Below are 24,337 nucleotides of genomic sequence, written 5' to 3'. Positions count from 1 at the left end.
CCAAAATAATATTAGCGACATGGATAAAAATAAAACAATTCGCTCCAAAACATTCCAGTGCAATGAATGATAGCGGCAAAGAAGCACATCAACAGAAGCTAAACTTAAGTAAGTGATGGGTTTAAAGCCGGGAATGACCCGGCTTAATCAATTACATCTTATAACCAAGAGTCACTGCAGTACGTCTGTCGGTATGTTCAGGTGCAGAATCTGGCGGATTTGAGTTCCAGGTGACGTTATAGCCAACCCGCAAACCAAAGTGCTCATTGATTGCAACTTCAAGCGCAGTTTCAGAGTTTACCGTCGTATCTTCGCTACCCAGTACAGACACGCCCTGGATAAATTTGGCGTTATCGGTTAACTGCCAGTTATAAATACCTGATGCGTAGCCCAACGGCTGAGTCTTATGACCACCATCGGTATACTCGTCATAACGTACACCAGGACCAAATTCCAAACGCAGACTGTGCACTGGGCCATTAAGGAACTGGCGACCATAACCAGCAGTCAGTACATCCCTTGAGTCATAACCGTTATACCGATCAGTTAACCAACTCGCCTGACCGAACAGGTAATCGCTGTCAGTCATGTTGTAACGGCTACGGCCCCCGATGGAATAAGTCTCAGAAGAGCGTTCATCATTAGACGAGGTATTGTTTGCATTGCCCCACAGTGACCATGCGGTTGCCGTTTGGTACCAGGTCAAGTTGGAGTTAGCGGTCAGCGAGGAGCTGGTGGTGTTACCTGATTGTGCAAGGTAGCCTGCATTCAGATTACCTTCGAACGGTTTCTTTGCGGTGGCTGGGTCATCCATGACAGTGAAAACCGAATTATCTGCAATTGCAAAGTGACTCAATAGCGCACTTCCGGTCAGCAAAATTGCAGCCGGTACTGTCTTAACAAAATTCATTTAATCGTCCGTACAACATAAAAAGAAACCATCAAGGTTCCGGAATCTTTTCTGTGGATCAAATATTTATGAGCCAAGAAAGGTAACAAATTATAAAAAAGCTCGAATAACATAGCAATGAATTCTTCTTTCATTTTTTGAATAAGAGAGCTCTTAAAACATCTTAATTTTCATAAACATAGTGCGTAGGGTTATTTTACAAATTATTTGATAAATCATGGTGTTAATTGACATTCTCTTGCCTAAACAGTGCTACGCTTTATCCCAATGCTAAATTAAGGAGGATATATGACACGCATTTACACACTGACACTTGCCCCTTCTCTGGACAGCGCAACACTGACAGCACAAATTTATCCCGAAGGTAAACTACGGTGCACCGCTCCGGTATTTGAACCAGGCGGTGGTGGAATTAACGTTGCGCGAGCGATTGCCCACCTCGGCGGGCAAGCAACTGCCATTTTTCCTTCCGGTGGTGCGACAGGCGAACACCTTAGCAATCTGCTTTTAGATGAACATGTTGCCATTGATACCGTAGATGCTCACGACTGGACGCGGCAAAACTTGCATGTTCACGCCGAGTCTACCGGTGAGCAGTATCGCTTTGTGATGCCAGGTGCGGCCCTTACCGATGATGAGTTTCGCCGCCTGGAAGAAAAAGTCCTCACTATTGAAGCGGGCTCCATTCTGGTTATCAGCGGCAGTCTTCCACCAGGTATTGATGTTTCGAAACTCTGCGGGTTAGTCAAAGCGGCCCAAAAATCCGGGATACGCTGCATCGTTGATAGTTCAGGCGAAGCGCTCAAAGCGACTCTGGAAATCGGCAATATTGAGTTGGTGAAACCTAACCAAAAAGAGCTCAGTGCATTAGTCAATCGCGACCTCACACAACCTGACGATGTGCGTAAGGCAGCTCAGGAAATCGTTGATAGCGGAAAAGCCAAACGCGTGGTCGTTTCGCTTGGTCCGCAGGGCGCATTGGGCGTAGATGCTAATGGTTCTGTTCAGGTGGTACCACCGCCAGTGAAAAGCCAAAGTACAGTGGGTGCCGGAGACAGCATGGTCGGCGCGATGACGCTAAAACTAGCTGAAAATGCCCCACTACTTGATATGGTCCGATTCGGTGTCGCCGCCGGGAGTGCCGCCACACTCAATCACGGCACCCGTTTGTGCTCCATGGAAAATACCCAAAAAATCTACGACTACTTATGCAGTTAACAAGACTGAGTTAACAGGCCGCCCTGCTCGGGGCGGTTCGCCACGACGGCAAATGTCGCCATTTTGTGCAGATCAACTATGCTAAAACCTTCGGGATAACAATGGGGTGAACCATGAGTAGCGGAGACATTGAGCGTTATGTTGTCACATTAAAGTTCAAGGAGCACAATCTCACGGACCTTAACGAACTGAATAACACGCTGACTCGTGGAGGTTTTTTACTCACCTTTACCGATGACGAAGGGAAAATTCACGAATTAGGCAGCAACTCATTCGGCTTGATAAGTACATTAGAGCAGACTGAAGTTGAAGAGCTTGCCCGTGGGCTCGCTAAACTGGCGCTGGGAATAGAGCCAGAAGTTTCAATCACCACCTGGGATAGCTGGCGACAAGAGAGTCAATAGCCTGGTTTAAAACTCCTGACCGGGGATGTGCGTTAGTTCGAAGTTTGACCCGGTTAACAGCGATAAACTAATGATCTACCAGATAACCTGGAGAGAAGCATTATGTGGCAAGCCATAAGTCGTCTGTTAAGTGAACAACTCGGTAGCGCTGAAATTGAACAACGCACTGAATTACCCGGAGGGGAAATTCATGCTGCCTGGCGAATTCACTATGCCGGTCATGAGATTTTTGTCAAAAGCGACACTCGCGAGCTGTTACCCATCTTCACCGCCGAAGCCGATCAACTTGAACTACTCGCACGCAGCAACACAGTGCGCGTACCGAAAGTCTGGGCGGTAGGCAGCGATAGGGATTACAGTTTCCTGCTCCTTGAATATATGCCCGCTAAACCCCTGGATGCCCACAACGCCTTCTTGTTGGGGCAACAACTCGCGCGCCTACATCAGTGGAGTGAACAGCCGCAATTTGGGCTCGATTTTGATAATGATCTTTCCACCACTCCACAGCCCAATGCCTGGCAACGCCGCTGGTCAACATTCTTTGCAGAGCAACGCATTGGCTGGCAGCTTGAACTGGCGGCTGAAAAAGGGATTCAGTTTGGCGACATCGACCTGATCGTCGATTTTGTGCATCAGGTTCTTGCCTCCCATCAACCGCAGCCTTCATTACTGCATGGCGATTTGTGGTCAGGAAATTGCGCGATGGGTACCGATGGGCCATTTATCTACGATCCGGCCTGTTACTGGGGTGACAGAGAGTGCGACCTGGCAATGTTACCGTTGCATCCGGATCAACCACCGCAAATCTACGACGGTTACCAGTCAGTTTCCCCTCTTCCTACAGATTTCCTTGAGCGCCAGCCTATTTATCAACTCTATACTTTGCTTAACCGCGCGATTCTATTCGGCGGTCAACATCTAGTCACCGCGCAAAAAGCGCTGGAACGCGTTCTGGCAGCATGAATAATTCGCCACTCCCTATTGGAGTGGCGTTTTTCTAGATGAAGCCGAGCAAAGAAAAGAAGAAATAACCGATAACGATAATAATGATGGGTAAAATATAGAGCGGGAATATTTGCAGGAAAATGGTGTGTCGCGGCACCACGATTTTCGCGTCGATTTGTTCCTTGGTTAACCCTTCGGGGCCTTTGGCTTGTTCCAGTATCAACTGATCCTCTACCCCTTCACGCAGAAACTTCGCCTGGCGGCTCATTCGCGCGCCAGATCCCTGCAATGCCAGACCGACAAAGATCAGCATGTAGATCACCCAAAACAGAATATTGGCCTGTTGATGGAAGTCAGGTTGTGGCGAGTTGTACCAGAAGAAATTTAAGAATGGCGTATTAAAACGCATCATCTCAATCATGACATGTGCGAAGTCCAGCATGACAGCATTAATCCCCGCCTGCTTTTCGCTGTGTTCATACATGAACTTAAGAATTGATATCAGTGTTGAAATCATCGCCGGGATGAAAATTACCCAGCCAGCCACACGTTTGAGTACGGCAATGCGTCCAGCTTGTTGATACGTCATTCGTTCCCCTTGGTTAAGACGTAACTTACACGCACAAAGTTTACCTCTTCCGGGGGGATTTCGCCTGAGCTTTACGGGCGATTCTCACAAAGCAGTGGCAACAAGCGAAAATTCCAGCTATTGATAAGTAATCTTAACTGTAATGCACACCGACAGGAGTCGAAACATGGCTGTGACTCGCCAAATTTTAGCTGCGATTTTTGATATGGACGGTTTACTGATTGATTCTGAACCATTATGGGACAAAGCCGAGCTGGAAGTGTTGGCTAGCGTTGGTGTGGATATTTCCCGCCGCTCTGAACTCCCTGACACGCTGGGTTTGCGTATCGACCTGGTTGTTGACCTGTGGTTTGCCAAACAACCGTGGAACGGTCCATCTCGTGAGGAAGTGACAAACCGCGTGATTACTCGCGCCATTGCCCTGATTGAAGAGACGCGTCCGATTTTGCCTGGTGTGCGTGAAGCTGTCGCTTTATGTAAAGCGCAAGGTCTGAAAGTGGGTTTAGCGTCTGCTTCACCTGCACATATGCTTGAGCGTGTGCTGGAAATGTTCGACTTACGTTCCCAGTTTGATGCCATCGCCTCGGCAGAACATCTGCCTTACAGCAAGCCCCATCCGCAGGTTTATCTGGATGCCGCTGCTAAATTGGCTGTTGACCCGCTCGCCTGTGTAACGCTTGAAGACTCCGTGAATGGCATGGTTGCCACCAAAGCCGCACGCATGCGTTCTATTGTGGTTCCCGCAGAAGAAAACCGTGACGACGTGCGCTGGTGCCTGGCAAATGTGAAGTTGTCTTCGCTGAGTGAATTACGCGCCGAACACCTGATTGGCTAATTTATTACGATGCGGGGCTCCCCGCATCATTCTCAAAACCATACCGACATCTAATTTTTTAAAACAGTATTTCAAAAATATTTGAGTTTCCCCCCTCCCGTATCTACTCTTTACAGACACGCGCAAATGCGCTTTTCCGGATACCGGAGTAACTATGATTCTCGATGCTTTTAATCTGCAAGGCAAAGTCGCTGTTGTCACGGGATGCGATACAGGACTGGGTCAGGGAATGGCGATTGGCCTTGCCGAGGCTGGTTGTGACATCGTCAGCGTAAACCGCAAAATCCCGCATGAAACGGCGCAAAAAGTGCGAGATTTGGATCGCCGTTTTCTCGCCATCCAGGCAGATTTAAGCCAACAAGACGCGATCCCTGACATCATTGCGCAGGCCGTGGCAGGAATGGGGAAAATAGATATCCTTGTAAATAACGCAGGCACCATTCGCCGGGAAGATGCGCTGGAATTTAGCGAGAAAAACTGGGACGACGTAATGAACCTGAACATTAAATCAGTATTCTTTCTCTCTCAGGCGGTGGCAAAACAGTTCATTAAACAAGGCACTGGCGGCAAGATTATTAATATCGCCTCCATGTTGTCCTTCCAGGGCGGTATCAGAGTCCCGTCTTACACCGCATCTAAAAGTGCCGTGCTTGGCATAACGCGCCTGCTGGCAAATGAATGGGCGCAACATAATATCAATGTCAACGCGATCGCGCCGGGATACATGGCAACCAACAACACTCAACAACTGCGTGATGATGAAGTCCGCAGCCATGAAATCCTCGAGCGAATTCCCGCGGGTCGTTGGGGTGTTCCTGCCGATCTGCAAGGCCCGGTGGTGTTTCTTGCCTCCAGTGCTTCCGATTATGTCAACGGTTACACCATTGCCGTCGACGGAGGCTGGTTAGCCCGCTAAACAACACGCCGCCGGGGAATCCGGCGGTTGCAAAATGTTACGCCGTCACCTCTTCCGTCTACTGTATAAAAACCCTATACTGTATGAATCGACAGTTTTCATCCAGGTAGTATCATGACGGCGGAAGGTCACCTTCTTTTTTCCATTGCCTGTGCAGTATTCGCTAAAAACGCCGAACTCACGCCTGTGCTTGCTCAAGGAGACTGGTGGCATATTGTGCCTTCAGCCATCCTGACCTGTTTGCTGCCTGATATTGACCACCCAAAGTCATTTCTCGGTCAACGCTTGCCGTGGTTTTCCAAACCCATTGCCCGCGCCTGCGGCCATCGGGGCTTTACCCACAGCTTATTTGCCGTCTTCGCAAGCCTTGCACTGTTCTATCTCAAAGTCCCCGAAAGTTGGGTGATTCCCGCCGATGCCCTTCAAGGCATGGTGTTGGGTTACTTAAGCCATATTTTGGCAGATATGCTCACTCCTGCGGGTGTCCCACTCCTTTGGCCCTGCCGTTGGCGCTTTCGCTTTCCCATCATCAGGCCGCAAAAAGGTAATCAACTGGAACGTGCCTTGTGCATGGTGTTGTTTGGTCTGGCCGTGTGGATGCCGCAAAGTGTGCCCGATAACAGCGCGGTGCGCTGGTCATCGCACATGATAATTTCGCTGCAAATGACCTTTAATAGTTTTTTAAATAACCACCTGGAACAATAATTAAACGAAATAGCTCTAATTGTAATAATCAATTCCTTTTGAATATAAGAGTAACTCCAGGGTTCTGGTACGCTTTACAGAATAAAGGTGGCAATCAGTCCATCTGTTTAAAATATACTCAGGAGATACGGGGATGAATTTTCCACTCATAGCGAACGTTATCGTGTTCGTTATTCTATTGCTGTTGCTGGCACAAACTCGCCACAAACAGTGGAGTCTGGCAAAAAAAGTACTGCTTGGTCTGGTGATCGGTGTGGTCTTTGGCCTTGCATTACACACCATTTATGGCGAAGACAGTCCGGTACTGAAACAGTCTATTCAGTGGTTTAACGTTGTCGGTAACGGCTATGTTCAATTACTGCAAATGATCGTCATGCCGCTGGTATTTGCCTCTATCCTGAGCGCGGTGGCACGTCTGCATAACGCCTCTTCTCTGGGCAAAATCAGCGTTCTGACCATCGGGACATTGCTGTTTACCACGCTGATTTCAGCGCTGGTCGGCGTGCTGGTCACCAACTTGTTTGGTTTGACGGCTGAAGGCCTGGTGCAAGGCACCGCTGAAACCGCTCGTCTGAGCGCAATCGAAACCACTTATGTGGGTAAAGTGGCTGACCTCAGCGTACCGCAACTGATTCTGTCATTCGTGCCGAAGAACCCGTTTGCTGACCTGACAGGGGCTAACCCAACGTCTATCATCAGCGTGGTGATTTTCGCCGCGTTCCTCGGTGTAGCAGCTCTTAAACTACTGAAAGACGATGCGCCAAAAGGCGAGCGTGTTCTGGTTGCGATTGACACGCTGCAAAGCTGGGTCATGAAACTGGTGCGTCTGGTCATGCAACTGACGCCGTACGGTGTTCTTGCGCTGATGACCAAAGTTGTTGCTGGTTCAAACCTGCAAGACATCATCAAACTCGGTAGTTTCGTGGTGGCCTCTTACCTCGGTCTGGCAATTATGTTCGGCGTGCACGCGGTTCTGTTGGCTGTCAACGGTGTGAGCCCGCTGAAATACTTCCGCAAAGTCTGGCCTGTGCTGACCTTTGCCTTCACCAGCCGCTCCAGTGCAGCCAGTATTCCATTGAACGTTGAAGCTCAAACTCGCCGTCTGGGTGTGCCTGAGTCCATCGCCAGCTTTGCCGCGTCGTTTGGGGCCACCATCGGTCAGAACGGTTGTGCGGGTCTGTATCCAGCGATGCTGGCCGTGATGGTCGCGCCAACCGTCGGTATCAACCCATTGGATCCAGTCTGGATTGCCACACTGGTCGGGATTGTCACCGTAAGCTCCGCAGGCGTTGCGGGTGTCGGTGGTGGTGCAACATTCGCTGCCCTGATTGTCCTGCCAGCCATGGGCTTGCCGGTCACGCTGGTGGCATTGCTGATTTCGGTTGAACCGCTTATCGACATGGGCCGTACCGCGCTGAACGTCAGCGGTTCCATGACGGCAGGTACCATCACCAGCCAGTTGATGAAACAAACCGATAAAGAAATACTCAATAGCGACGAAGAAGCCGAACTGGCACATCGCTAAGCAGTAGCTAAACCACCGTAGAATCTGCGACAATACAACGGCTCCTTGAAAAGGGAGCCGTTTTTTATTGATAAAATAGAGCGCCCCAAAAGGGTGCCAAAATAAAATTGTCTCCTACGGACCTCTTCTCTCTATGAAACGACTCTATTTTTTATTGCTGTTGTGTCTCTCATCGGCGTGGGCTGAAACACCGGACAGCCCCTACCTGCAACATGCGCAGGAAGGTGACAGCCGCGCCCAGTTTTACCTTGCCGATACCCTTTTCAGTGCGGGCGAATATCAGCAAGCGGAAAGCTGGGCGGCAAAATCAGCGGCCCAGGGTGACGCCGATGCTATGGCTCTGCTGGCCCAACTCAAAATCCATGATCCTGCAAATGGCGATTACCAGCAGGCAAAATCGTTAGCCGAACAGGCCGTCGCCCACGGCAGTAAACCAGGAAGCGTGGTTCTGGCACGTATTCTGGTGAACACCCAGGCGGGCAAGCCCGATTATTCGAAAGCCATGCAGTTACTGGAAAGCGCCTCACAGGACATTGAGAGTGACTCAGCGGTCGATGCCCAAATGTTTTACGGCATGCTGTACGCAAATGGCGTGGGTGTGGTGCAAGACGATGACAAAGCGGCATTCTGGTTCAAGCGCAGCTCGGCACTTTCCCGCACGGGTTATGCCGAATACTGGGCAGGAATGCTGTTTTTAAATGGTGAAAAAGGCTTTATCGCGACCAATAAACAGAAAGCATTGCATTGGCTGAACGTCAGTTGCACGGAAGGGTTTGATACCGGCTGCGAAGAGTTTGAAGAAATCAGTAACGGCGGGTAAAACCGCCGTCATTCGATACCCGTTAGCATTCGAGTTGCAGCCAACACCCCTGCAACTTGAAGGATGAAGGATAGATCAGCCTACATCATTCTCACTTCTTACCTGCATCGCCCAACGCTGCGCTGACTCTGGTAATGTAAATGGCGGCGACTGACGGAACGCATCTCCCACCAGCACAAAAGCCACATAGCGATTACGCAGCATCCACACGTCTTTAAATCCTTCAACTCGCCACGCATGAGCCGGTGGTACGGGTTCAACGCGTGGTTGATACGTAAGAACAGGGCGAGTATTCGGTTGGCGCAAAGGTTTCATAGGCAATGGAATCAAAACTAAATTGAGGAGTAACTTCGCTATGATAACGGAGAACGCCCCTCCACGTCTCGCGTTGAGATGACCTTGTTCTATAGTTAAAGCTGTTTTGCCCGACAAAACAGCTTTAACTAAAGGGGTAATATTCAATGTCGACGCACAATAAACATCCTTTAACTCACAGTGCACCAATACATGACGCCAATGAATCAAAGCCTGGTATGGATTCTCTGGCACCTGAAGATGGTTCTCACCGCCCTTCCACCGACCCCAGTTCACCAGGAGCGCAACCTACCGCTGCAGGAAGTTATAAAAGCCCGGATACCTCCAACGAAAAACTGAAATCCCTCGATGTACATCGCAAAGATGGAGAAAACTTCCCGCTTACCACCAATCAAGGTGTGCGCATTGCCGATGACCAAAACTCACTGCGTGCCGGTACGCGCGGGCCTACGCTTCTGGAAGATTTTATCCTGCGGGAAAAAATTACCCACTTCGACCATGAGCGTATCCCCGAGCGCATCGTCCATGCTCGTGGTTCTGCGGCTCACGGTTACTTCCAGCCCTATAAGAATATGGCAGAAATTACCAAAGCAGATTTCCTTTCAGACCCCGACAAAATCACCCCGGTCTTTGTGCGATTTTCTACCGTGCAGGGCGGTGCAGGTTCAGCCGATACCGTGCGTGATATCCGCGGATTCGCCACCAAGTTTTACACCGACGAAGGTATTTTCGATTTAGTCGGCAACAACACGCCGGTATTCTTTATTCAGGATGCACATAAATTCCCCGATTTCGTCCACGCGGTAAAACCAGAGCCACACTGGGCAATCCCGCAAGGTGGCAGCGCCCACGACACCTTCTGGGATTATGTTTCCCTGCAACCTGAAACCCTGCATAACGTCATGTGGGCGATGTCTGACCGCGGCCTGCCGCGCAGCTATCGCACCATGGAAGGTTTCGGGATTCATACTTTCCGCATGATTAATGCCGAAGGCAAAGCGACGTTCGTGCGCTTCCACTGGAAACCGACCGCCGGTAAAGCCTCGCTGGTGTGGGATGAATCGCAAAAACTAACGGGCCGCGACCCTGACTTCCACCGCCGTGATTTATGGGAATCTATTGAAGCCGGCGATTTTCCGGAATACGAACTGGGGCTGCAATTAATCCCTGAAGAAGACGAATTCAAATATGATTTTGACTTGTTAGACCCGACCAAACTGATTCCGGAAGAACTGGTTCCAGTCCATCTGGTGGGCAAAATGACGCTCAACCGTAATCCGGATAACTTCTTTGCCGAAAACGAACAAGCGGCATTCCATCCGGGGCATATCGTTCCGGGGCTTGATTTCAGTAATGACCCGTTGTTGCAGGGGCGCTTATTCTCCTACACCGATACACAAATCAGCCGCCTGGGTGGCCCGAATTTCCATGAAATCCCGATAAACCGCCCCACCTGCCCGTATCACAATTTCCAGCGTGATGGCATGCACCGCATGGATATTGACAGCAATCCTGCCAATTACGAACCGAACTCCATTAACGATAACTGGCCGCGCGAAACGCCTCCGGGGCCGAAACGTGGCGGCTTTGAGAGTTATCAAACGCGGGTTGAAGGACATAAGATTCGCGAACGCAGCCCATCGTTTGGTGAATATTACTCGCAGCCGCGGCTGTTCTGGCAAAGCCAAACGCCAGTCGAACAGCAACATATTATCAGCGCCTTTAGCTTTGAATTGTCCAAAGTGGCAAGACCGTATATCCGCGAAAGAGTGCTGGATCACCTGACGCACATTGATATTTCACTCGCCCAACCGGTTGCTGAAAATCTCGGAATTGAGCTTTCCGACGAGCAAATGCACGTTGCGCCACCGAAAGATGTCAACGGCCTGAAGAAAGACCCCAGCCTGAGTCTGTATGCGGTGCCAAGTGGTTCGGTGAAAGGCCGCGTGGTGGCGATTCTACTCAGTGAGAAGGCCAATGCGGCAGATGTTCTGGCGGTGATGCAGGCGCTGAAAGCTCAGGGAGTGCATAGCAAACTGCTGTTCTCGCGCATGGGCGAAGTGAGCGCGGACGACGGTTCTTTACTGCCGATTGGCGCTACTTTTGCCGGTTCGCCATCGGTCAGTGTCGACGCCGTGATAGTGCCGGGAGGCGATCTGCAAACCATTCTGAGCAATGGCGACGCGACATATTATTTACTGGAAGCCTATAAACACTTGAAGGTGATTGGCCTAGCCGGAGATGCCCGCCAGTTTAAAACCAAACTGGGCATTGATAGCCAGGGCGAGGAAGGCGTCATAGAAGGTGACAGTGTCACGAATTTATTTACCGATGAATTCCTGACACTACTCGCCGCACATCGGGTTTGGTCCCGGCATAATAAGGTTGGGCATATTCCGGCTTAACCCAAAAAAAAGGTGGATAACGCTTGCGCTTATCCACCCTACAACTGCATTTCGTAGGTCGGATAAGCGGTAGCGCCATCCGACAAAACTACAATATTATTTCTTGGTCTGTGGGTCAGTATCGTACTCGGCACAAGTCTGATAGCCGGAGTTGATCACATGCCCGGTGTCATCCAGTGCAACAAAGTAAGTCTCGGTTTTGCCTGCACGTTCGCCAAGAATATAAGTCTGGCAAGTCCCACGCGCATGAATCATGGTTACTTCTGACGAAGGTTTACCGGCAATCTGCTGCACTTGCTCACGGCTCATGCCTTTTTTCACGTCTTTCACGACCGGCGTGGCGACCTGATCTTTGGTACGGTCGTAGGCAGTACAACCCGCAAGCATAGTCATAACCGCTGCTGCACATAAAAAACCCGCAAAATTCTTGTTCATATTTTATCCTCGTTTTTCAGGGAATTGCTTAAACGTGTTAGATAAGCCTGGAATATAAAAGCGGTTTTTTCAACTATTCAGACCAAATGAACAAAATTTAGGATTACCCGACATAACATCAGGTTAGCGCCAAATCGCTCTAAATCGCGTCAAATGATTCCGGAGCGATCGCATGAGTCTTGTCGTTTTACCGACAAACGGGTAGTTTTAACAAATATGACTATGGCTGCCTGCGCGCGCAGGCACACCGCAACCGGAGGGTTAAATGGCTCTGCAACAAGAGATTATCCAGGCACTAGGGGTTAAACCACAGATCGATGCCGAACACGAAATTCGTGTCAGTGTCGATTTTCTGAAATCGTATCTGAAAACCTATCCGTTTATTAAGTCTCTGGTTCTGGGTATTAGCGGCGGCCAGGATTCCACGTTGACCGGTAAACTGTGCCAACTCGCCATTAGCGAATTGCGCCAGGAAACCGCTGACGACAGCTATCAGTTTATCGCCGTCCGTTTGCCATTCGGCGTGCAGGCTGATGAGCAAGACTGCCAGGACGCCATCACCTTTATCCAGCCCGATCGCGTATTAACCGTGAACATTAAAGGTGCGGTGCTGGCAAGCGAACAGGCGCTGCGTGAAGCGGGTATTGAACTGAGCGATTTCATCCGTGGCAACGAAAAAGCCCGTGAGCGCATGAAAGCCCAGTACAGCATTGCGGGAATGACCAAAGGCGTAGTGGTGGGAACGGATCATGGCGCTGAAGCGGTGACCGGTTTCTTCACCAAATACGGCGATGGTGGCACTGACATCAACCCAATTTTCCGCCTCAACAAGCGCCAGGGCAAAGCGCTGCTGAAAACACTCGGTTGCCCGGAACACTTGTATCAGAAAGCGCCAACCGCCGATCTGGAAGACGACCGCCCTTCTCTGCCGGACGAAGCCGCACTGGGCGTGACTTACGAACAGATTGACGATTATCTGGAAGGTAAAACTCTGGACGATGCCACCAGCAAAATCATCGAAGGCTGGTATCTGAAAACCGAACACAAACGCCGCACACCCATCACGGTGTTTGACGATTTCTGGAAATAGCCATTTCTGAAAATAGCGTCGGGTGACGCTGCGATCCGACCTACAACGGGTTTTCCCAGCGCAGCGCCATCCGCCAATACCACTCTGGATACACATGGACAGCTCTGCAAAACGCGCCACCGCCTTTGGGCTGCTGGCGATCCTCCTCTGGAGCACCTCGGTTGGTTTATTACGCAGCATCAGCGAACACTTTGGCCCGGTTGGCGGTGCCGCGCTAATTTATACCGTTAGCGCGGTCTGCTTGTGCCTGGCGCGTGGTTTACCGAAAATCCGCGAAATCCCGACTCGTTATTTGTGGATTGGCGGCGGGTTATTCGTCAGCTATGAAATCTGCCTCGCGCTGGCTATCGGGCTGGCGCACAACCGCAGCCAGTCGCTGGAACTGGGGATGATTAACTATTTGTGGCCGAGCCTGACCATTTTACTGGCGCTGTTTATCAATCAACAACGCAGCAATTTATGGTTATGGCCAGGACTTGCGCTTTCCCTTGCGGGCATCGTTCAGGTGATGAAAGGCGATGGCGACTGGTCGGTGCTACAGATGTGGCACAACATTCTCGACAACCCGCTGGCTTACAGCCTCGCTTTCGCCGCCGCGCTAATCTGGGCGTTGTACTGCAATATTACGCGCCGCTGGAGTGACGGGAAAAATGGCGTGTCGCTGTTTTTCTGCGCCACCGCGCTGGTATTGTGGGTGAAGTTTGCCTTCGTTAACGAAGCGCCGATTCACTTTACGCTGCCTGCCACGCTGCAATTGCTATTTATGGGTGCATCGACTGCGCTGGCCTATTCGGCATGGAACCATGGCATTCAGCGCGGCAATATGACGTTGCTGGCAACCGCATCGTATTTCACGCCAGTGCTTTCGGCGTTAATCGCCAGTTTGTGGTTGGGGTTACATCCGGGTTGGGGATTCTGGCAGGGAGTCAGTATGGTGGTTGGCGGGTCACTGCTGTGTTGGCTAGCAACCCGCCGTTATGGTTAACGCTTTATTTCACCATCGGCAGCTTCAAATCATGCTGCTTCGCACACTCAATGGCACTCTCATAACCGGCATCGGCGTGACGCATCACGCCCGTTGCCGGGTCATTCCACAATACGCGGCCTAAGCGCACTTCCGCTTCCGGTGTGCCATCAGCAACAATCACCACTCCGGCGTGTTGCGAGAAGCCCATCCCCACGCCACCGCCGTGGTGCAGGCTGACCCATGTCGCACCACCAGCCGTATTTAATAGTGCGTTGAGCAACGGCCAGTCGGAAACCGCATCAGAGCCATCTTTCATCGACTCGGTTTCACGGTTTGGTGACGCCACCGAACCGCAGTCCAGATGGTCACGGCCTATCACCACCGGCGCTTTTAACTCACCGTTACGCACCATTTCGTTAAACGCCAGCCCTGCACGATGGCGCTCTCCCAGCCCCAGCCAGCAAATACGCGCCGGTAATCCCTGGAAGGCAATACGCTCTTGCGCCATATCCAGCCAGCGATGCAGATTCTGGTTATCCGGGAACAGCTCTTTGAGTTTGGCATCGGTTTTTGCAATATCTTGCGGATCGCCCGACAGCGCCACCCAGCGGAATGGCCCTTTTCCTTCGCAGAACAGCGGGCGAATGTAGGCCGGAACAAAGCCCGGGAAATCAAAGGCATTTTCTACACCTTCATCGAATGCCACCTGACGGATATTGTTGCCGTAATCCACCGTCGGCACGCCCATCTCCCAGAAATCGAGCATGGCCTGAACGTGCACCGCCATCGATTCACGCGCCGCTTTCTCGACCACTTTTGGCTGTGTGGTGCGCTCGCTCTGCCAGCGTTCAACTGTCCAGCCCAGCGGCAAATAGCCGTTGACCGGATCGTGAGCCGAAGTTTGATCGGTGACGATGTCTGGTTTAATGCCGCCCGCCTTGGCGCGTTTAACCAGTTCAGGCACCAGTTCTGCTGCATTACCCAGCAGCCCAACCGAGATCGCTTTTTTCTGCGCATTGGCTTGCTCGATCATTGCCAGCGCTTCGTCAAGATTGGTTGCTTTGTAATCCAGGTAACGGGTACGCAGACGGAAATCAATACGTGACTCCTGGCATTCGATCGCCAGCACCGAAGCGCCCGCTAACACGCCTGCCAGCGGTTGTGCGCCACCCATACCACCGAGTCCCGCAGTCAAGATCCACTTGCCGCGCAAATCGCCACCGTAATGCTGGCGTCCGGCTTCCGCGAAGGTTTCAAACGTCCCCTGCACGATGCCCTGCGCACCGATGTAAATCCACGAGCCGGCAGTCATCTGGCCGTACATCATCAGCCCGGCTTTATCGAGTTCGTGGAAATGATCCCAGGTCGCCCAGTGTGGCACCAGGTTGGAGTTGGCGATTAGCACACGCGGTGCATCGGCGTGGGTGCGGAAAATGCCCACCGGTTTACCGGACTGCACCAACAGCGTTTCATCGGCTTTCAGGCTGCGTAGCGAAGCGAGGATCTGCTCAAAACACTCCCAGTTTCGTGCCGCTTTGCCGATCCCACCGTACACCACCAGATCTTCCGGACGCTCTGCCACATCAGGATCAAGGTTGTTCTGGATCATGCGGTAAGCCGCTTCGATCAACCAGTTTTCGCAATGTAATGTGTTGCCATGTGGAGCGCGTACCGTGCGGGCTACCGCCTGTTTTACAGATTCAGTCATTGTAGTGGCTCCCGGCTTCAGGCCGATGTAGAAGGAAACAGTTGAGTAATCACAGCAGGCAACTCACCGCTGGCACCCCACTGGCGCATGCTTTCAATATCAGGCGCCAGTAAGCGATCTTTCTCGAGGAAGGCGACGCGCTCACGCACACCGTTGAACACCTGCTCCATGAGTGGTGAGCTGCGCAACGGGCGTGAAAACTCGATGCCCTGCGCGGCTGCCATCGCTTCAATGCCCACCACAGCGGCGGTGTTGAAGCACATGTCACCCAGGCGGCGAGCAGCGTAAGTCGCCATCGAAACGTGGTCTTCCTGGTTGGCCGAGGTTGGCAAGCTGTCAACGCTGCCAGGATGCGCCAGCGATTTGTTTTCCGATGCCAGTGCAGCGGCGGTGACCTGGGCAATCATAAAGCCGGAGTTAATTCCGCCCTCTTTCACCAGGAATGGCGGCAAGCCAGAAAGCCCGGTATCCAGCAACAATGCCAGACGGCGCTCGGAAATCGCGCCGATTTCAGCTACCGCTAGCGCGATAATATCGGCGGCAAAGGCCACCGGCTCGGCGTGGAAATTGCCGCCAGAAATCACTTCACCGGTTTCGCTAAACACCAGCGGGTTATCGGATGCGGCATTGGCTTCGATTTGCAGCACTCGTGCCGCGTGGCGCAGGTTATCGAGGCATGCGCCCATCACTTGCGGCACACAGCGAATGGAATACGGGTCTTGCACACGCCCGCAGTGTTGATGGGAATCGACAATCTCGCTGTCTGCCAGCAACGCTCTGACAGCGGCAGCAACATCAATTTGCCCGGTTTGCCCACGCGCTTCGTGAATGCGCGCATCAAACGGTTTTACCGAACCTTTAATCGCTTCGAGCGATAACGCCCCCGCCACCAGCCCTGCACCAAAGACTTTCTCGCCTTCGAACAAGCCGCGCAGCGCAAGCGCCGTCGAAACCTGGGTGCCGTTGAGTAACGCCAGCCCCTCTTTTGGCCCGAGCACTAACGGCTCGACGCCCGCCATTTTTAGCCCGGCAACGGCTGGTATTTCTTCGCCGTTAATACGCACATTTCCTTCGCCCAGTAACATCAGCGAAAGATGGGCCAGCGGGGCGAGATCGCCCGATGCGCCAACCGAACCCTTTTCCGGAATAACCGGCATCACACCGGCATTAAACAGGCGCAATAAGCTGTCGATAACGTTCATACGCACACCGGAATGGCCGCGCGCCAGGCTGATAATTTTGCTCGCCATCACCAGGCGTACCACGTCATCTGGCAACGGTTTCCCTAACCCAACGCTGTGCGAAAGCACCAGATTGCGTTGCAGTTCAGCCAAATGGTCTTTGGCAATGGTGGTTTGCGCCAGTTTGCCAAAACCCGTATTAATGCCGTAAACCACATCGCCTTGGTTGACGATGGCTTCAACGGTTTGTTGTGACTTCACGACAGCATCAACCGCCTGCGGATCAAGGCTTAGAGTGACGCTTCCGTGGTAGATTTCACGCAGAGTGGCGAGCGTTACGCGCCCCGGAGTAAGACAACACAGCTTTTTTTGCAGTGACATAGCGACATCCTGATGGCATCAATTCATATGAACGTATATGGTTGTATAGACAACCTAACGAATAAACCCAAATGACCGCCAGCAGGTAATAGGTAATTTTTATTGAACAGTGAGCGAGATCCCGCTTTCACCGCAAAATGCCATTTTTAAGGAACCGTTGATGTCAGATACGCAGCCTCTTGCCCAACTACGCGCCGCTATCAGTGATTTGCCCGCGCCGATTTACTTGCGGGTTAAGCAGGCGATTATTAGCCAGATTCGCAGCGGCAGCTGGCTTGCTCATCAGCGCGTGCCGTCGGAAACTGAGTTGGTGAATGCGCTCAATGTCAGCAGAATGACCATCAACCGCGCGCTTCGCGAGCTGACCGGAGAAGGCTGGCTGGTGCGGATGCAGGGCGTCGGGACGTTTGTGGCCGAGCAAAAAGGCCATACCGCAATGCTGGAAGTGGGCAGCATTGCCGAGGAGATAGCCGCGCGCGGTCACCATTATCGCAATCAGGTCGTGGTACTTGAACAAGTGCAAGCCGATGAAAAACTGGCACACGCCTTTTCAGTGAACATTGGCGAGCCGCTGTTTTATTCGCAACTGGTTCATTACGATAACGATATGGCGGTACAGCTTGAAACGCGGTATGTGAATCCGGCGCTGGCCGCAGATTATTTACAGCAAGATTTCCGCACCATCACCCCGCACCATTATTTGAGCAAGGTTGCGCCGTTAACCTCGGGCGAACATATCGTCGAAGCGGTGCTGGCGGATGAAACACAGCAAGGGCTGCTCGAAGTGACTGCCAGCCAGCCTTGCCTGTTGATTCAACGGCGAACCTGGCACCATTCGCAGGTGGTGACGGTGGCCCGGCTGTTGTATCCGGGCACGCGTTATCAGTTAGTGGGGAGTTTCAGCAGTAGTCAGAGGTAAGTGATTTCGCTAAACAGCAATTTCCCTTCGGTTTTCAGCAAGCGCAAAGTGTGGCGGCCATCTTGCCACCACGCGCCTTGCTCCGGCGTCAGCAGTTTGTCACCCAGTTGCCATTCACCACTCAACACATACACAATGCCGCCACGCGGGGCGAAAGTGGTGAATGTGCGGTCGGCAACGCGCACTTTGGCGCGGCAACGGTCACGATGGGTCATGATATTAAAATCCATCGACATCCCCTGTTTCAGCTCGGCTTTTACGGTGTAATCACCGGCAAAGGCAAACGGCTGAAAGTGCTTAAGGGTGTGACGAAACGCCTTTCCGGCATCCAGAACGACTTCGCCGCCTTCAAGCAAAGTGATAACACGGTCGACCTGCGGGAATGCCGAAAACTCGCCGCTACTGGCGATTGAAGCGATACTGGCACGCCAGTTGAAATCACGCGTTGCAGGCGGAAAGCAGCAAATTTCTCGGGTTTCTCCGGCCCCGTTTCGCCACAAGCTGACGGGCACTTTCCGTATATCAAAGAATTCCATCACCACTCCTGAAGGGTGCGCATTACCTGCGCAAACTGTGTGTTGCTTTGTTCATCGAGCGGGTGCTGCCGGTCAGAAATTATCTGTTTTCCAGCCACCCACACATCTCTAATTTGGTCACTGCGTCCAGCAAACAACCAGCGGTTAATCAGCGCGTAATCGGCAATATTTGCCAGCCAGGAATCGCGTTCGAGCACTAACCAGTCGGCACGTTGCCCAGGCGCTATCATCCCCATGGTCACCCCGCATGCTTGCGCTCCGCCTACTGCCGCCTGGCGCCAGAGCACTTCTCCAACCTGCGGTAGTTCCGGCAACACGATGCGATTACGACGTTTGTCGCGCAGACGCTGCGCGTACTCGAGCCAGCGTAATTCTTCCAGCGCATTCACTGAAACATGGCTGTCGGAACCAATCCCCCAATGCCCGCCCTGGGCGATGAAATTCGTCGCCGGGAAGATACCATCGCCGAGATTCGCTTCGGTAGTCGGACACAAGCCCGCCACCGCGCGGCTTTCGACAATTTGGGTCAACTCTTCAGCCGACAAATGCGTGGCGTGAACCAGGCACCAGCGGTCATCGACGGCAAAGCGGTTAAACAGCCATTCCACCGGGCGCTCACCACTCCAGGCCACGCAGTCATTCACTTCTTTTTCTTGCTCGGCAATATGGATATGCACCGGCAAGCGATAGTCGCTCGCTTCCAGGACATCTTCCATTTGCTCTTGCGTCACCGCCCGCAACGAGTGGAAACACAGGCCGTGATTAATATGCGGATAGCGACGTAATGCGGTGCCCAGTGCTTGTTGCTGGCGCAAATAACGGTCGACATCCTGAATAAATCTTTTCTGACCGGGTTGTGGTGGCTGCGCCCCAAAGCCCGCATGGCTATACAGCACCGGCAATAGCGTTTGCCCTATTCCGCTGTTATCGGCAGCAAGCAGCAATTGCTGTAGCATCAAATCACCAGACGCGTACGGTTTTCCGTTAACGTCATGATGTAAATAATGAAATTCAGCGACCTGTGTGTAACCGCCCTTGAGCATATCAATATATAAATGCGTGGCAATCGCACCGACTTGCTCTGGAGATAATTTCTGCACCATGCGGTACATCATGTCGCGCCACGTCCAGAAACTGTCCTGCGGGTCGCCCGCCACTTCAGTCAGCCCGGCCATCACCCGCTGAAAAGCGTGCGAGTGTAAATTTGAAATAGAAGGAATCACCACGCCCGCCAGCAGCGTGGCATTCTCCCCAGACGCGCCAACCTCGACATGAGTAATCGTCCCTTGTTCATTGACGCTAATACGCACGTTGTGCCCCCAACCTTGCGGGAGCATGACCACTGGAGCAAAAAATGCTGGCATAGTTTTAATTCCTTCTTTTGCGATGACAATGATTTAGCGATTAATTCATGCCGACGCAATCCAAATTCATCGTTTGCTAAAAAATTGTGTGACGGACAACAAAATGAGCAGTTGTCCGGTGCTTTAGTCGCAACCTGGTTGCTCAACTTAATATGCTGCGCTAGGTTGTAGTCAATTGTCTATACAACCTGACGTGGAGAATGTCATGACCTACCCTCGCATCTGCGACAGCCTGTGGAGTGGCGCATCGCTTGTCACTATGAAAGACGGGCAGTACCACACGATTGAAGACGGTGTCATCGCGGTGCATCAAGGGAAAATCGTCTGGTTGGGTGCACGTCACGAACTCCCTGCCATTAAGGCGCAGGAACATCACCATTTTGATGGCGGGATTCTGACCCCTGGTTTTATTGATTGTCATACCCATCTGGTGTTCGGTGGCGATCGCAGTGCTGAATTTGAAATGCGTTTAAATGGCGTGAGCTATGCAGAAATTGCCGCAAAAGGTGGTGGGATCCTCTCCACGGTGCGCAACACGCGCGAGGCTGGCGAAGATGAACTGCTGAATTCGGCTCGTCATCGTTTGCACCAGCTTTTGCAAGAAGGGGTGACGACAGTCGAAATTAAGTCAGGCTATGGGCTGGATATCGACAACGAAATCAAAATGCTGCGCGTGATTCGCAAACTTGGCGAAACATTGCCGGTCGAAGTGTATGCCACTTGTCTTGCTGCACATGCCATTCCACCGGAGTTCAGCGGCGATGGCGACAAATGGGTTGAAGTAGTCTGCGAACAACTTCTGCCGCGAGTCGCCGCCGAAAAGCTGGCGGATGCGGTGGATGCGTTTTGCGAGCATCTGGCTTTTAGCCCCGCGCAAACTGAAACCGTTTTTGCTGCCGCCCGCGCTTTAGGCATGCCGGTAAAACTCCATGCCGAACAACTTTCCGCTCTTGCAGGCAGTAGCCTGGCGGCGCGTTACCAGGCGTTATCTGCCGATCATCTGGAATACGCCACCGAGGCTGACGCACAAGCAATGGCCGCAGCCAATACCGTTGCGGTGCTGTTGCCGGGGGCATTTTATCTGTTGCGGGAAAAACAGCAGCCACCAGTGGCATCATTTCGAAAATATGGCGTGCCGATGGCGGTCGCCAGTGATATGAATCCAGGCACCTCTCCGGCGCTCTCATTACGTTTAATGTTGAATATGGCCTGCACCCTGTTTGGCTTAACGCCTGAAGAAGCGCTGGCGGGTGTGACGTTGCATGCCGCGCAGGCTTTGGGGATTCGTGAAAGCCACGGCAGTCTTGAGTGCGGGAAAGTTGCTAACTTTGTGCACTGGCCCGTGGCGCGTCCTGCAGAACTGGTCTATTGGTTAGGGGGGCAACTGCCCTGCACCGTGATTTATCAGGGAGAGAAACGTGACAGCACCTTTTAATTTCAGCCGAGGGAAACTGCCGATCCTTATCAGCATTCCTCACGCAGGCACGGCTCTAACGCCAGAAGTTGAGTCGGCGTTAAGCGATGCAGCAAAACCATTGCCAGATACCGACTGGCATATCCCAAAACTTTATGACTTCATCCATACGTTGGGCGGCAGCGTGATTAGCGGTAACTATTCGCGCATGGTTATCGATTTAAACCGCCCCGCCGATGATAAACCGCTCTACACCACCGCCACTACCGGGTTGTATCCTGAAACGTTGTTTGATGGAACGCCGGTTTTTATCCCCGGTAAAGAACCCAGCCAGCAGTCGCGCAAAGCAGCGCTGGACAATATCTGGCAGCCTTATCATCTGCAATTACAAAGCGAGCTGGAAAGGATGAAAGCCGAGCATGGCTACGCGCTGTTGTTTGACGCGCATTCTATTGCCAGCCAGATTCCGCGTTTGTTTGAAGGGAAACTACCGGATCTCAATTTCGGGACCAACGGTGGCAAGAGTTGTGATGAGCTGATTGAAGAGCATCTGGTGGCTTGCGCGGCTTCGCAGAAACAGTTTAGCTGGGTGGCGAATGGGCGTTTCAAAGGGGGCTATATTACCCGTGCTTACGGGCAACCCGCTCAAGGGGTCCACGCGGTGCAACTGGAACTGGCGCAGTGCAATTATATGGATGAACAGCCGCCATTCGCATGGCGCGGCGATCGTGCGCAGCAACTGCAACCGTTGCTCGAACAGCTTATTCGTTCGATGTTGAGTAGTGCGCAGCAAATAGCCTGAGTGGCGAGTCGTTAATGGTGGATGACGCTGCGCTTATCCACCCTACAAAAAATTTGAAGATTAAGATATTTACCCTAAATAATTCGAGTTGCAGGACGGGTAAAAAAAAACCGCCGGTTCTGCCCACTGCGATAACGCTTTGTGGACAAAACCGGCGGTCTTAAGTCAATCGATCAGTTATTCCTGATCTGCAGGCATTTTACCTTCATGTTGAGGGCGTTCTGTCAGACGCTTCTCAAAATTGGCATTAAATTGTTTTTTCTGCTCCGGCGTCAGAATGTTGTAGATCTTATTCTGCGCTTCCATATGAGCCATCATGCGAGCTTTGTTCTGTTCAGCCATTTTATCGACTTGCGCCTGTGCTTTGGCTTTATCGAAGCTGTCGCTGGTGATGATGTTGTGCGCCGCACGACGTTCTTCTACAGAAGGACGCTCCATTTTACCGCGCTGTTCTTTCATGATGTCACGCACTTGCTGTTTCTGCGCGTCGGTCAGGTTCAGGTCCTTAAACATCATATCGTGGTTGCCGCCACGCATACCTTTATGGTGCATCATTGGTGCATCCGTTTTGGCCGCCGTGGTGGTGTCAGCTGCATGAGCCAGATTTGCCGCGCCCAGAGCCAGAGTTGAAGCAACAAAGAGAGCTGTTAGTTTACGCATATTGTTTATTCCTGTTCTGATTTCTATTACGACAAGGTTTGCCGCGTTGACGAAATTAAGTCTACGGTGTTCTGCGTCAAGTAATAGTCCGCATCGGTAAAGCATTGCAAGGGTAAAAAACAAATTTGCAGCAATTATGGAGAGAATAAGGATAAAGCAGGCAGGAATTGCAACAGAATATAACAAAGCGATGATTTTAAAGGAATTATGAAGAGAGTGTAGCGTAATTAGAATGTTGAATAAAGCATCGAATAAGAATTATCTGCATCTTATTGTCAGCAAGGGTGATTATTTATTGGCCTCAGAATACGAGGCCAGAAATAATCATATCTCGCGCAGCATTAAACCGGCTCGCAATCCAATTGCCACCTTCGGATTCGGGAATAAAACAAACTCGATATCCTCTTTCACGACATAGCGCGTGTCGCCATCTTCAGCCAGCAAAGTGCCTTTTGGGAACCCGGTGAAGTTTTGCGTTTGCGCTGACATATGCAGCGCAAAGTCATCGCTCAGGCGCGTGATCTGCTGCGCCACTTTGTAACGTAGCGGTTTGCTCTCGGCACAAGGAGATGTTTCACCGCTCAACAACGCCTGCAACGCCTGGCGGGTCACTTCAAACTGGCTAAGATCGTTTTCACCAAACGGTTGTGCTTTCCCCAGCTCCAGCGTGCAGCTCTGCGCATTAAAATGCTCGCTACTGAAATGGGTAAATGTGCCGCCCGGTTCCTGATGAAACACCAGCGCTTGCAAACCGGCACAGCCTAACCACGTGAGAAACTCCTCATCGTAAGGCAAAGCGCGCGCCGGTAACACGCCAAAACGCGGGTGGTACGAGCTGCGGATCGCAGTGTGCATATCCAGATGCCAGCAAGTCGTCTCTTCGCACTCGGCCAGAAACAGATCTAACGCATGCTCCAGGCGACAGGCACGCTGCGTTTCCACGCTTTCCGGGAACTGCTGCCAGCCGCCGCCAAACATGCGATTCATATCACTGTGTTGATAACGCTGGTTGCTTCGCAACGCCGCAGGGTTGCCGAGGATCACCAACACCCGCCACTGCAAAGCCATCTTGCCTGCCAGAAGGCTGTCCACTAACTGCGCGAGGATTTCCACCGGTGCAGTTTCGTTACCATGAATGCCCGCCGATAACACCAGCGTTTTTTCCACGCTTTGATGTGGAATAAGGGTCAAAATCCCTTCATCCCACCATTGCCAATGCAGATGAGTATTCTTACCTGCGCTATGAGTTGGCACTTTCCCTGCCAGGGTTTGCGCCAGAAAATCCAACATTGT

At 51.9% G+C, this 24,337-nt stretch carries 24 protein-coding genes; 14 read left to right on the top strand and 10 right to left on the bottom strand.

All coding sequences use genetic code 11. The features are described 5' to 3' along the window. Positions 1–151: 151 nt before the first annotated feature. Positions 152–910, bottom strand: a complete 759-nt coding sequence (locus tag MES37_RS10555; protein WP_121815504.1) for a DUF481 domain-containing protein — start codon at positions 908–910, stop codon at positions 152–154. 288 nt (positions 911–1,198) lie between these two features. On the opposite strand from MES37_RS10555, the gene pfkB reads away from it, so the two are divergent. From pfkB to MES37_RS10540, 3 genes are all read left to right on the top strand, one after another. After that, complete coding sequence (pfkB, locus tag MES37_RS10550; protein WP_064547538.1) at positions 1,199–2,128, top strand: 6-phosphofructokinase II; 930 nt, start codon at positions 1,199–1,201, stop codon at positions 2,126–2,128. Between the two features lie 113 nt (positions 2,129–2,241). Beyond that, a complete protein-coding gene (ghoS, locus tag MES37_RS10545; RefSeq protein ID WP_133522564.1) occupies positions 2,242–2,532 on the top strand; it encodes a type V toxin-antitoxin system endoribonuclease antitoxin GhoS in 291 nt (96 codons plus the stop codon). A gap of 102 nt (positions 2,533–2,634) precedes the next feature. Beyond that, on the top strand, positions 2,635–3,495 hold the full coding sequence (locus MES37_RS10540) for a fructosamine kinase family protein (protein ID WP_064547541.1): 861 nt from the start codon (positions 2,635–2,637) through the stop codon (positions 3,493–3,495). 34 nt (positions 3,496–3,529) lie between these two features. Here the strand turns inward: MES37_RS10540 and MES37_RS10535 are convergent, their stop codons facing one another. After that, the gene (locus tag MES37_RS10535) at positions 3,530–4,066 is read right to left on the bottom strand and encodes a YniB family protein (protein ID WP_064547543.1); all 537 of its coding nucleotides are present in this window, start codon (positions 4,064–4,066) and stop codon (positions 3,530–3,532) included. Positions 4,067–4,232: 166 nt separating this feature from the next. Here MES37_RS10535 and hxpB point away from each other — a divergent pair, with 166 nt between their 5' ends. The 5 genes from hxpB (at position 4,233) to MES37_RS10510 (ending at position 8,867) form a co-directional block, all read left to right on the top strand. Next, the gene (gene hxpB, locus MES37_RS10530) at positions 4,233–4,901 is read left to right on the top strand and encodes a hexitol phosphatase HxpB (protein WP_064547546.1); all 669 of its coding nucleotides are present in this window, start codon (positions 4,233–4,235) and stop codon (positions 4,899–4,901) included. Between the two features lie 154 nt (positions 4,902–5,055). After that, positions 5,056–5,817: a 2-dehydro-3-deoxy-D-gluconate 5-dehydrogenase KduD gene (gene kduD, locus MES37_RS10525; protein ID WP_064547548.1), complete on the top strand. Its 762-nt coding sequence runs from the start codon at positions 5,056–5,058 to the stop codon at positions 5,815–5,817. Between the two features lie 114 nt (positions 5,818–5,931). Continuing rightward, positions 5,932–6,522, top strand: a complete 591-nt coding sequence (locus MES37_RS10520; protein ID WP_064547550.1) for a metal-dependent hydrolase — start codon at positions 5,932–5,934, stop codon at positions 6,520–6,522. A gap of 133 nt (positions 6,523–6,655) precedes the next feature. Then, positions 6,656–8,047, top strand: coding sequence for an L-cystine transporter (locus tag MES37_RS10515; RefSeq protein ID WP_064547552.1), 1,392 nt, complete (start codon positions 6,656–6,658; stop codon positions 8,045–8,047). Between the two features lie 133 nt (positions 8,048–8,180). Beyond that, positions 8,181–8,867 (top strand): tetratricopeptide repeat protein, encoded by a 687-nt coding sequence (locus tag MES37_RS10510; RefSeq protein WP_064547554.1) that lies wholly within the window; start codon positions 8,181–8,183, stop codon positions 8,865–8,867. Between the two features lie 75 nt (positions 8,868–8,942). Here MES37_RS10510 and cedA read toward each other — a convergent pair whose 3' ends face one another. Beyond that, entirely contained in the window at positions 8,943–9,182 is a 240-nt protein-coding gene (gene cedA / locus MES37_RS10505) for a cell division activator CedA (protein WP_064547621.1), read from the bottom strand. Between the two features lie 146 nt (positions 9,183–9,328). Between cedA and katE the strand changes: the two genes are divergently transcribed. After that, complete coding sequence (gene katE, locus MES37_RS10500; protein ID WP_133522589.1) at positions 9,329–11,587, top strand: catalase HPII; 2,259 nt, start codon at positions 9,329–9,331, stop codon at positions 11,585–11,587. Between the two features lie 96 nt (positions 11,588–11,683). Here the strand turns inward: katE and osmE are convergent, their stop codons facing one another. Continuing rightward, entirely contained in the window at positions 11,684–12,022 is a 339-nt protein-coding gene (gene osmE, locus MES37_RS10495; RefSeq protein ID WP_064547558.1) for an osmotically-inducible lipoprotein OsmE, read from the bottom strand. Positions 12,023–12,287: 265 nt separating this feature from the next. Between osmE and nadE the strand changes: the two genes are divergently transcribed. Further along, complete coding sequence (nadE, locus tag MES37_RS10490; protein WP_064547560.1) at positions 12,288–13,112, top strand: ammonia-dependent NAD(+) synthetase; 825 nt, start codon at positions 12,288–12,290, stop codon at positions 13,110–13,112. A gap of 94 nt (positions 13,113–13,206) precedes the next feature. Beyond that, complete coding sequence (yddG, locus tag MES37_RS10485) at positions 13,207–14,097, top strand: aromatic amino acid DMT transporter YddG (RefSeq protein WP_121815438.1); 891 nt, start codon at positions 13,207–13,209, stop codon at positions 14,095–14,097. A gap of 4 nt (positions 14,098–14,101) precedes the next feature. Here yddG and hutU read toward each other — a convergent pair whose 3' ends face one another. Both hutU and hutH read right to left on the bottom strand, forming a co-directional pair. Next, complete coding sequence (hutU, locus tag MES37_RS10480; protein ID WP_237931270.1) at positions 14,102–15,787, bottom strand: urocanate hydratase; 1,686 nt, start codon at positions 15,785–15,787, stop codon at positions 14,102–14,104. 17 nt (positions 15,788–15,804) lie between these two features. Then, a complete protein-coding gene (gene hutH, locus MES37_RS10475; protein WP_121815437.1) occupies positions 15,805–17,349 on the bottom strand; it encodes a histidine ammonia-lyase in 1,545 nt (514 codons plus the stop codon). Positions 17,350–17,509: 160 nt separating this feature from the next. On the opposite strand from hutH, the gene hutC reads away from it, so the two are divergent. Further along, positions 17,510–18,268, top strand: a complete 759-nt coding sequence (gene hutC, locus MES37_RS10470) for a histidine utilization repressor (RefSeq protein ID WP_064547568.1) — start codon at positions 17,510–17,512, stop codon at positions 18,266–18,268. On the opposite strand, the gene ves is transcribed toward hutC, so the two are convergent. Both ves and MES37_RS10460 read right to left on the bottom strand, forming a co-directional pair. Further along, complete coding sequence (gene ves / locus MES37_RS10465) at positions 18,259–18,804, bottom strand: environmental stress-induced protein Ves (RefSeq protein ID WP_064547570.1); 546 nt, start codon at positions 18,802–18,804, stop codon at positions 18,259–18,261. The genes hutC and ves overlap by 10 nt on opposite strands. Continuing rightward, complete coding sequence (locus MES37_RS10460) at positions 18,804–20,168, bottom strand: formimidoylglutamate deiminase (protein WP_064547571.1); 1,365 nt, start codon at positions 20,166–20,168, stop codon at positions 18,804–18,806. Before MES37_RS10460 ends, ves begins: the two co-directional genes overlap by 1 nt. Before the next feature lie 205 nt (positions 20,169–20,373). On the opposite strand from MES37_RS10460, the gene hutI reads away from it, so the two are divergent. Both hutI and hutG read left to right on the top strand, forming a co-directional pair. Beyond that, on the top strand, positions 20,374–21,603 hold the full coding sequence (gene hutI / locus MES37_RS10455; protein ID WP_121815435.1) for an imidazolonepropionase: 1,230 nt from the start codon (positions 20,374–20,376) through the stop codon (positions 21,601–21,603). After that, complete coding sequence (gene hutG, locus MES37_RS10450) at positions 21,587–22,384, top strand: N-formylglutamate deformylase (RefSeq protein ID WP_121815434.1); 798 nt, start codon at positions 21,587–21,589, stop codon at positions 22,382–22,384. Before hutI ends, hutG begins: the two co-directional genes overlap by 17 nt. 177 nt (positions 22,385–22,561) lie before the next feature. Here the strand turns inward: hutG and spy are convergent, their stop codons facing one another. Further along, entirely contained in the window at positions 22,562–23,044 is a 483-nt protein-coding gene (gene spy, locus MES37_RS10445; protein WP_064547577.1) for an ATP-independent periplasmic protein-refolding chaperone Spy, read from the bottom strand. Positions 23,045–23,368: 324 nt separating this feature from the next. Continuing rightward, complete coding sequence (gene astE / locus MES37_RS10440) at positions 23,369–24,334, bottom strand: succinylglutamate desuccinylase (protein WP_133522592.1); 966 nt, start codon at positions 24,332–24,334, stop codon at positions 23,369–23,371. Positions 24,335–24,337 lie beyond the last annotated feature (3 nt).

The organism is Buttiauxella sp. S19-1 (assembly GCF_022134725.1).
In the GTDB taxonomy this organism is placed as follows: Bacteria; Pseudomonadota; Gammaproteobacteria; order Enterobacterales; family Enterobacteriaceae; genus Buttiauxella; species Buttiauxella ferragutiae.
This window is presented reverse-complemented; position numbering and strand designations above follow the sequence as displayed.

Coding starts and splice junctions, on each gene's coding strand:
- MES37_RS10460 (WP_064547571.1), bottom strand. CDS start 20,168: ATGCCAGCATTTTTTGCTCCAGTGGTCATGCTCCCGCAAGGTTGGGGG.
- MES37_RS10510 (WP_064547554.1), top strand. CDS start 8,181: ATGAAACGACTCTATTTTTTATTGCTGTTGTGTCTCTCATCGGCGTGG.
- MES37_RS10555 (WP_121815504.1), bottom strand. CDS start 910: ATGAATTTTGTTAAGACAGTACCGGCTGCAATTTTGCTGACCGGAAGT.
- hutI (WP_121815435.1), top strand. CDS start 20,374: ATGACCTACCCTCGCATCTGCGACAGCCTGTGGAGTGGCGCATCGCTT.
- hxpB (WP_064547546.1), top strand. CDS start 4,233: ATGGCTGTGACTCGCCAAATTTTAGCTGCGATTTTTGATATGGACGGT.
- osmE (WP_064547558.1), bottom strand. CDS start 12,022: ATGAACAAGAATTTTGCGGGTTTTTTATGTGCAGCAGCGGTTATGACT.
- cedA (WP_064547621.1), bottom strand. CDS start 9,182: ATGAAACCTTTGCGCCAACCGAATACTCGCCCTGTTCTTACGTATCAA.
- hutC (WP_064547568.1), top strand. CDS start 17,510: ATGTCAGATACGCAGCCTCTTGCCCAACTACGCGCCGCTATCAGTGAT.
- kduD (WP_064547548.1), top strand. CDS start 5,056: ATGATTCTCGATGCTTTTAATCTGCAAGGCAAAGTCGCTGTTGTCACG.
- ves (WP_064547570.1), bottom strand. CDS start 18,804: ATGGAATTCTTTGATATACGGAAAGTGCCCGTCAGCTTGTGGCGAAAC.
- MES37_RS10520 (WP_064547550.1), top strand. CDS start 5,932: ATGACGGCGGAAGGTCACCTTCTTTTTTCCATTGCCTGTGCAGTATTC.
- hutU (WP_237931270.1), bottom strand. CDS start 15,787: ATGACTGAATCTGTAAAACAGGCGGTAGCCCGCACGGTACGCGCTCCA.
- ghoS (WP_133522564.1), top strand. CDS start 2,242: ATGAGTAGCGGAGACATTGAGCGTTATGTTGTCACATTAAAGTTCAAG.
- MES37_RS10515 (WP_064547552.1), top strand. CDS start 6,656: ATGAATTTTCCACTCATAGCGAACGTTATCGTGTTCGTTATTCTATTG.
- MES37_RS10535 (WP_064547543.1), bottom strand. CDS start 4,066: ATGACGTATCAACAAGCTGGACGCATTGCCGTACTCAAACGTGTGGCT.
- MES37_RS10540 (WP_064547541.1), top strand. CDS start 2,635: ATGTGGCAAGCCATAAGTCGTCTGTTAAGTGAACAACTCGGTAGCGCT.
- hutH (WP_121815437.1), bottom strand. CDS start 17,349: ATGTCACTGCAAAAAAAGCTGTGTTGTCTTACTCCGGGGCGCGTAACG.
- astE (WP_133522592.1), bottom strand. CDS start 24,334: ATGTTGGATTTTCTGGCGCAAACCCTGGCAGGGAAAGTGCCAACTCAT.
- spy (WP_064547577.1), bottom strand. CDS start 23,044: ATGCGTAAACTAACAGCTCTCTTTGTTGCTTCAACTCTGGCTCTGGGC.
- katE (WP_133522589.1), top strand. CDS start 9,329: ATGTCGACGCACAATAAACATCCTTTAACTCACAGTGCACCAATACAT.
- yddG (WP_121815438.1), top strand. CDS start 13,207: ATGGACAGCTCTGCAAAACGCGCCACCGCCTTTGGGCTGCTGGCGATC.
- nadE (WP_064547560.1), top strand. CDS start 12,288: ATGGCTCTGCAACAAGAGATTATCCAGGCACTAGGGGTTAAACCACAG.
- pfkB (WP_064547538.1), top strand. CDS start 1,199: ATGACACGCATTTACACACTGACACTTGCCCCTTCTCTGGACAGCGCA.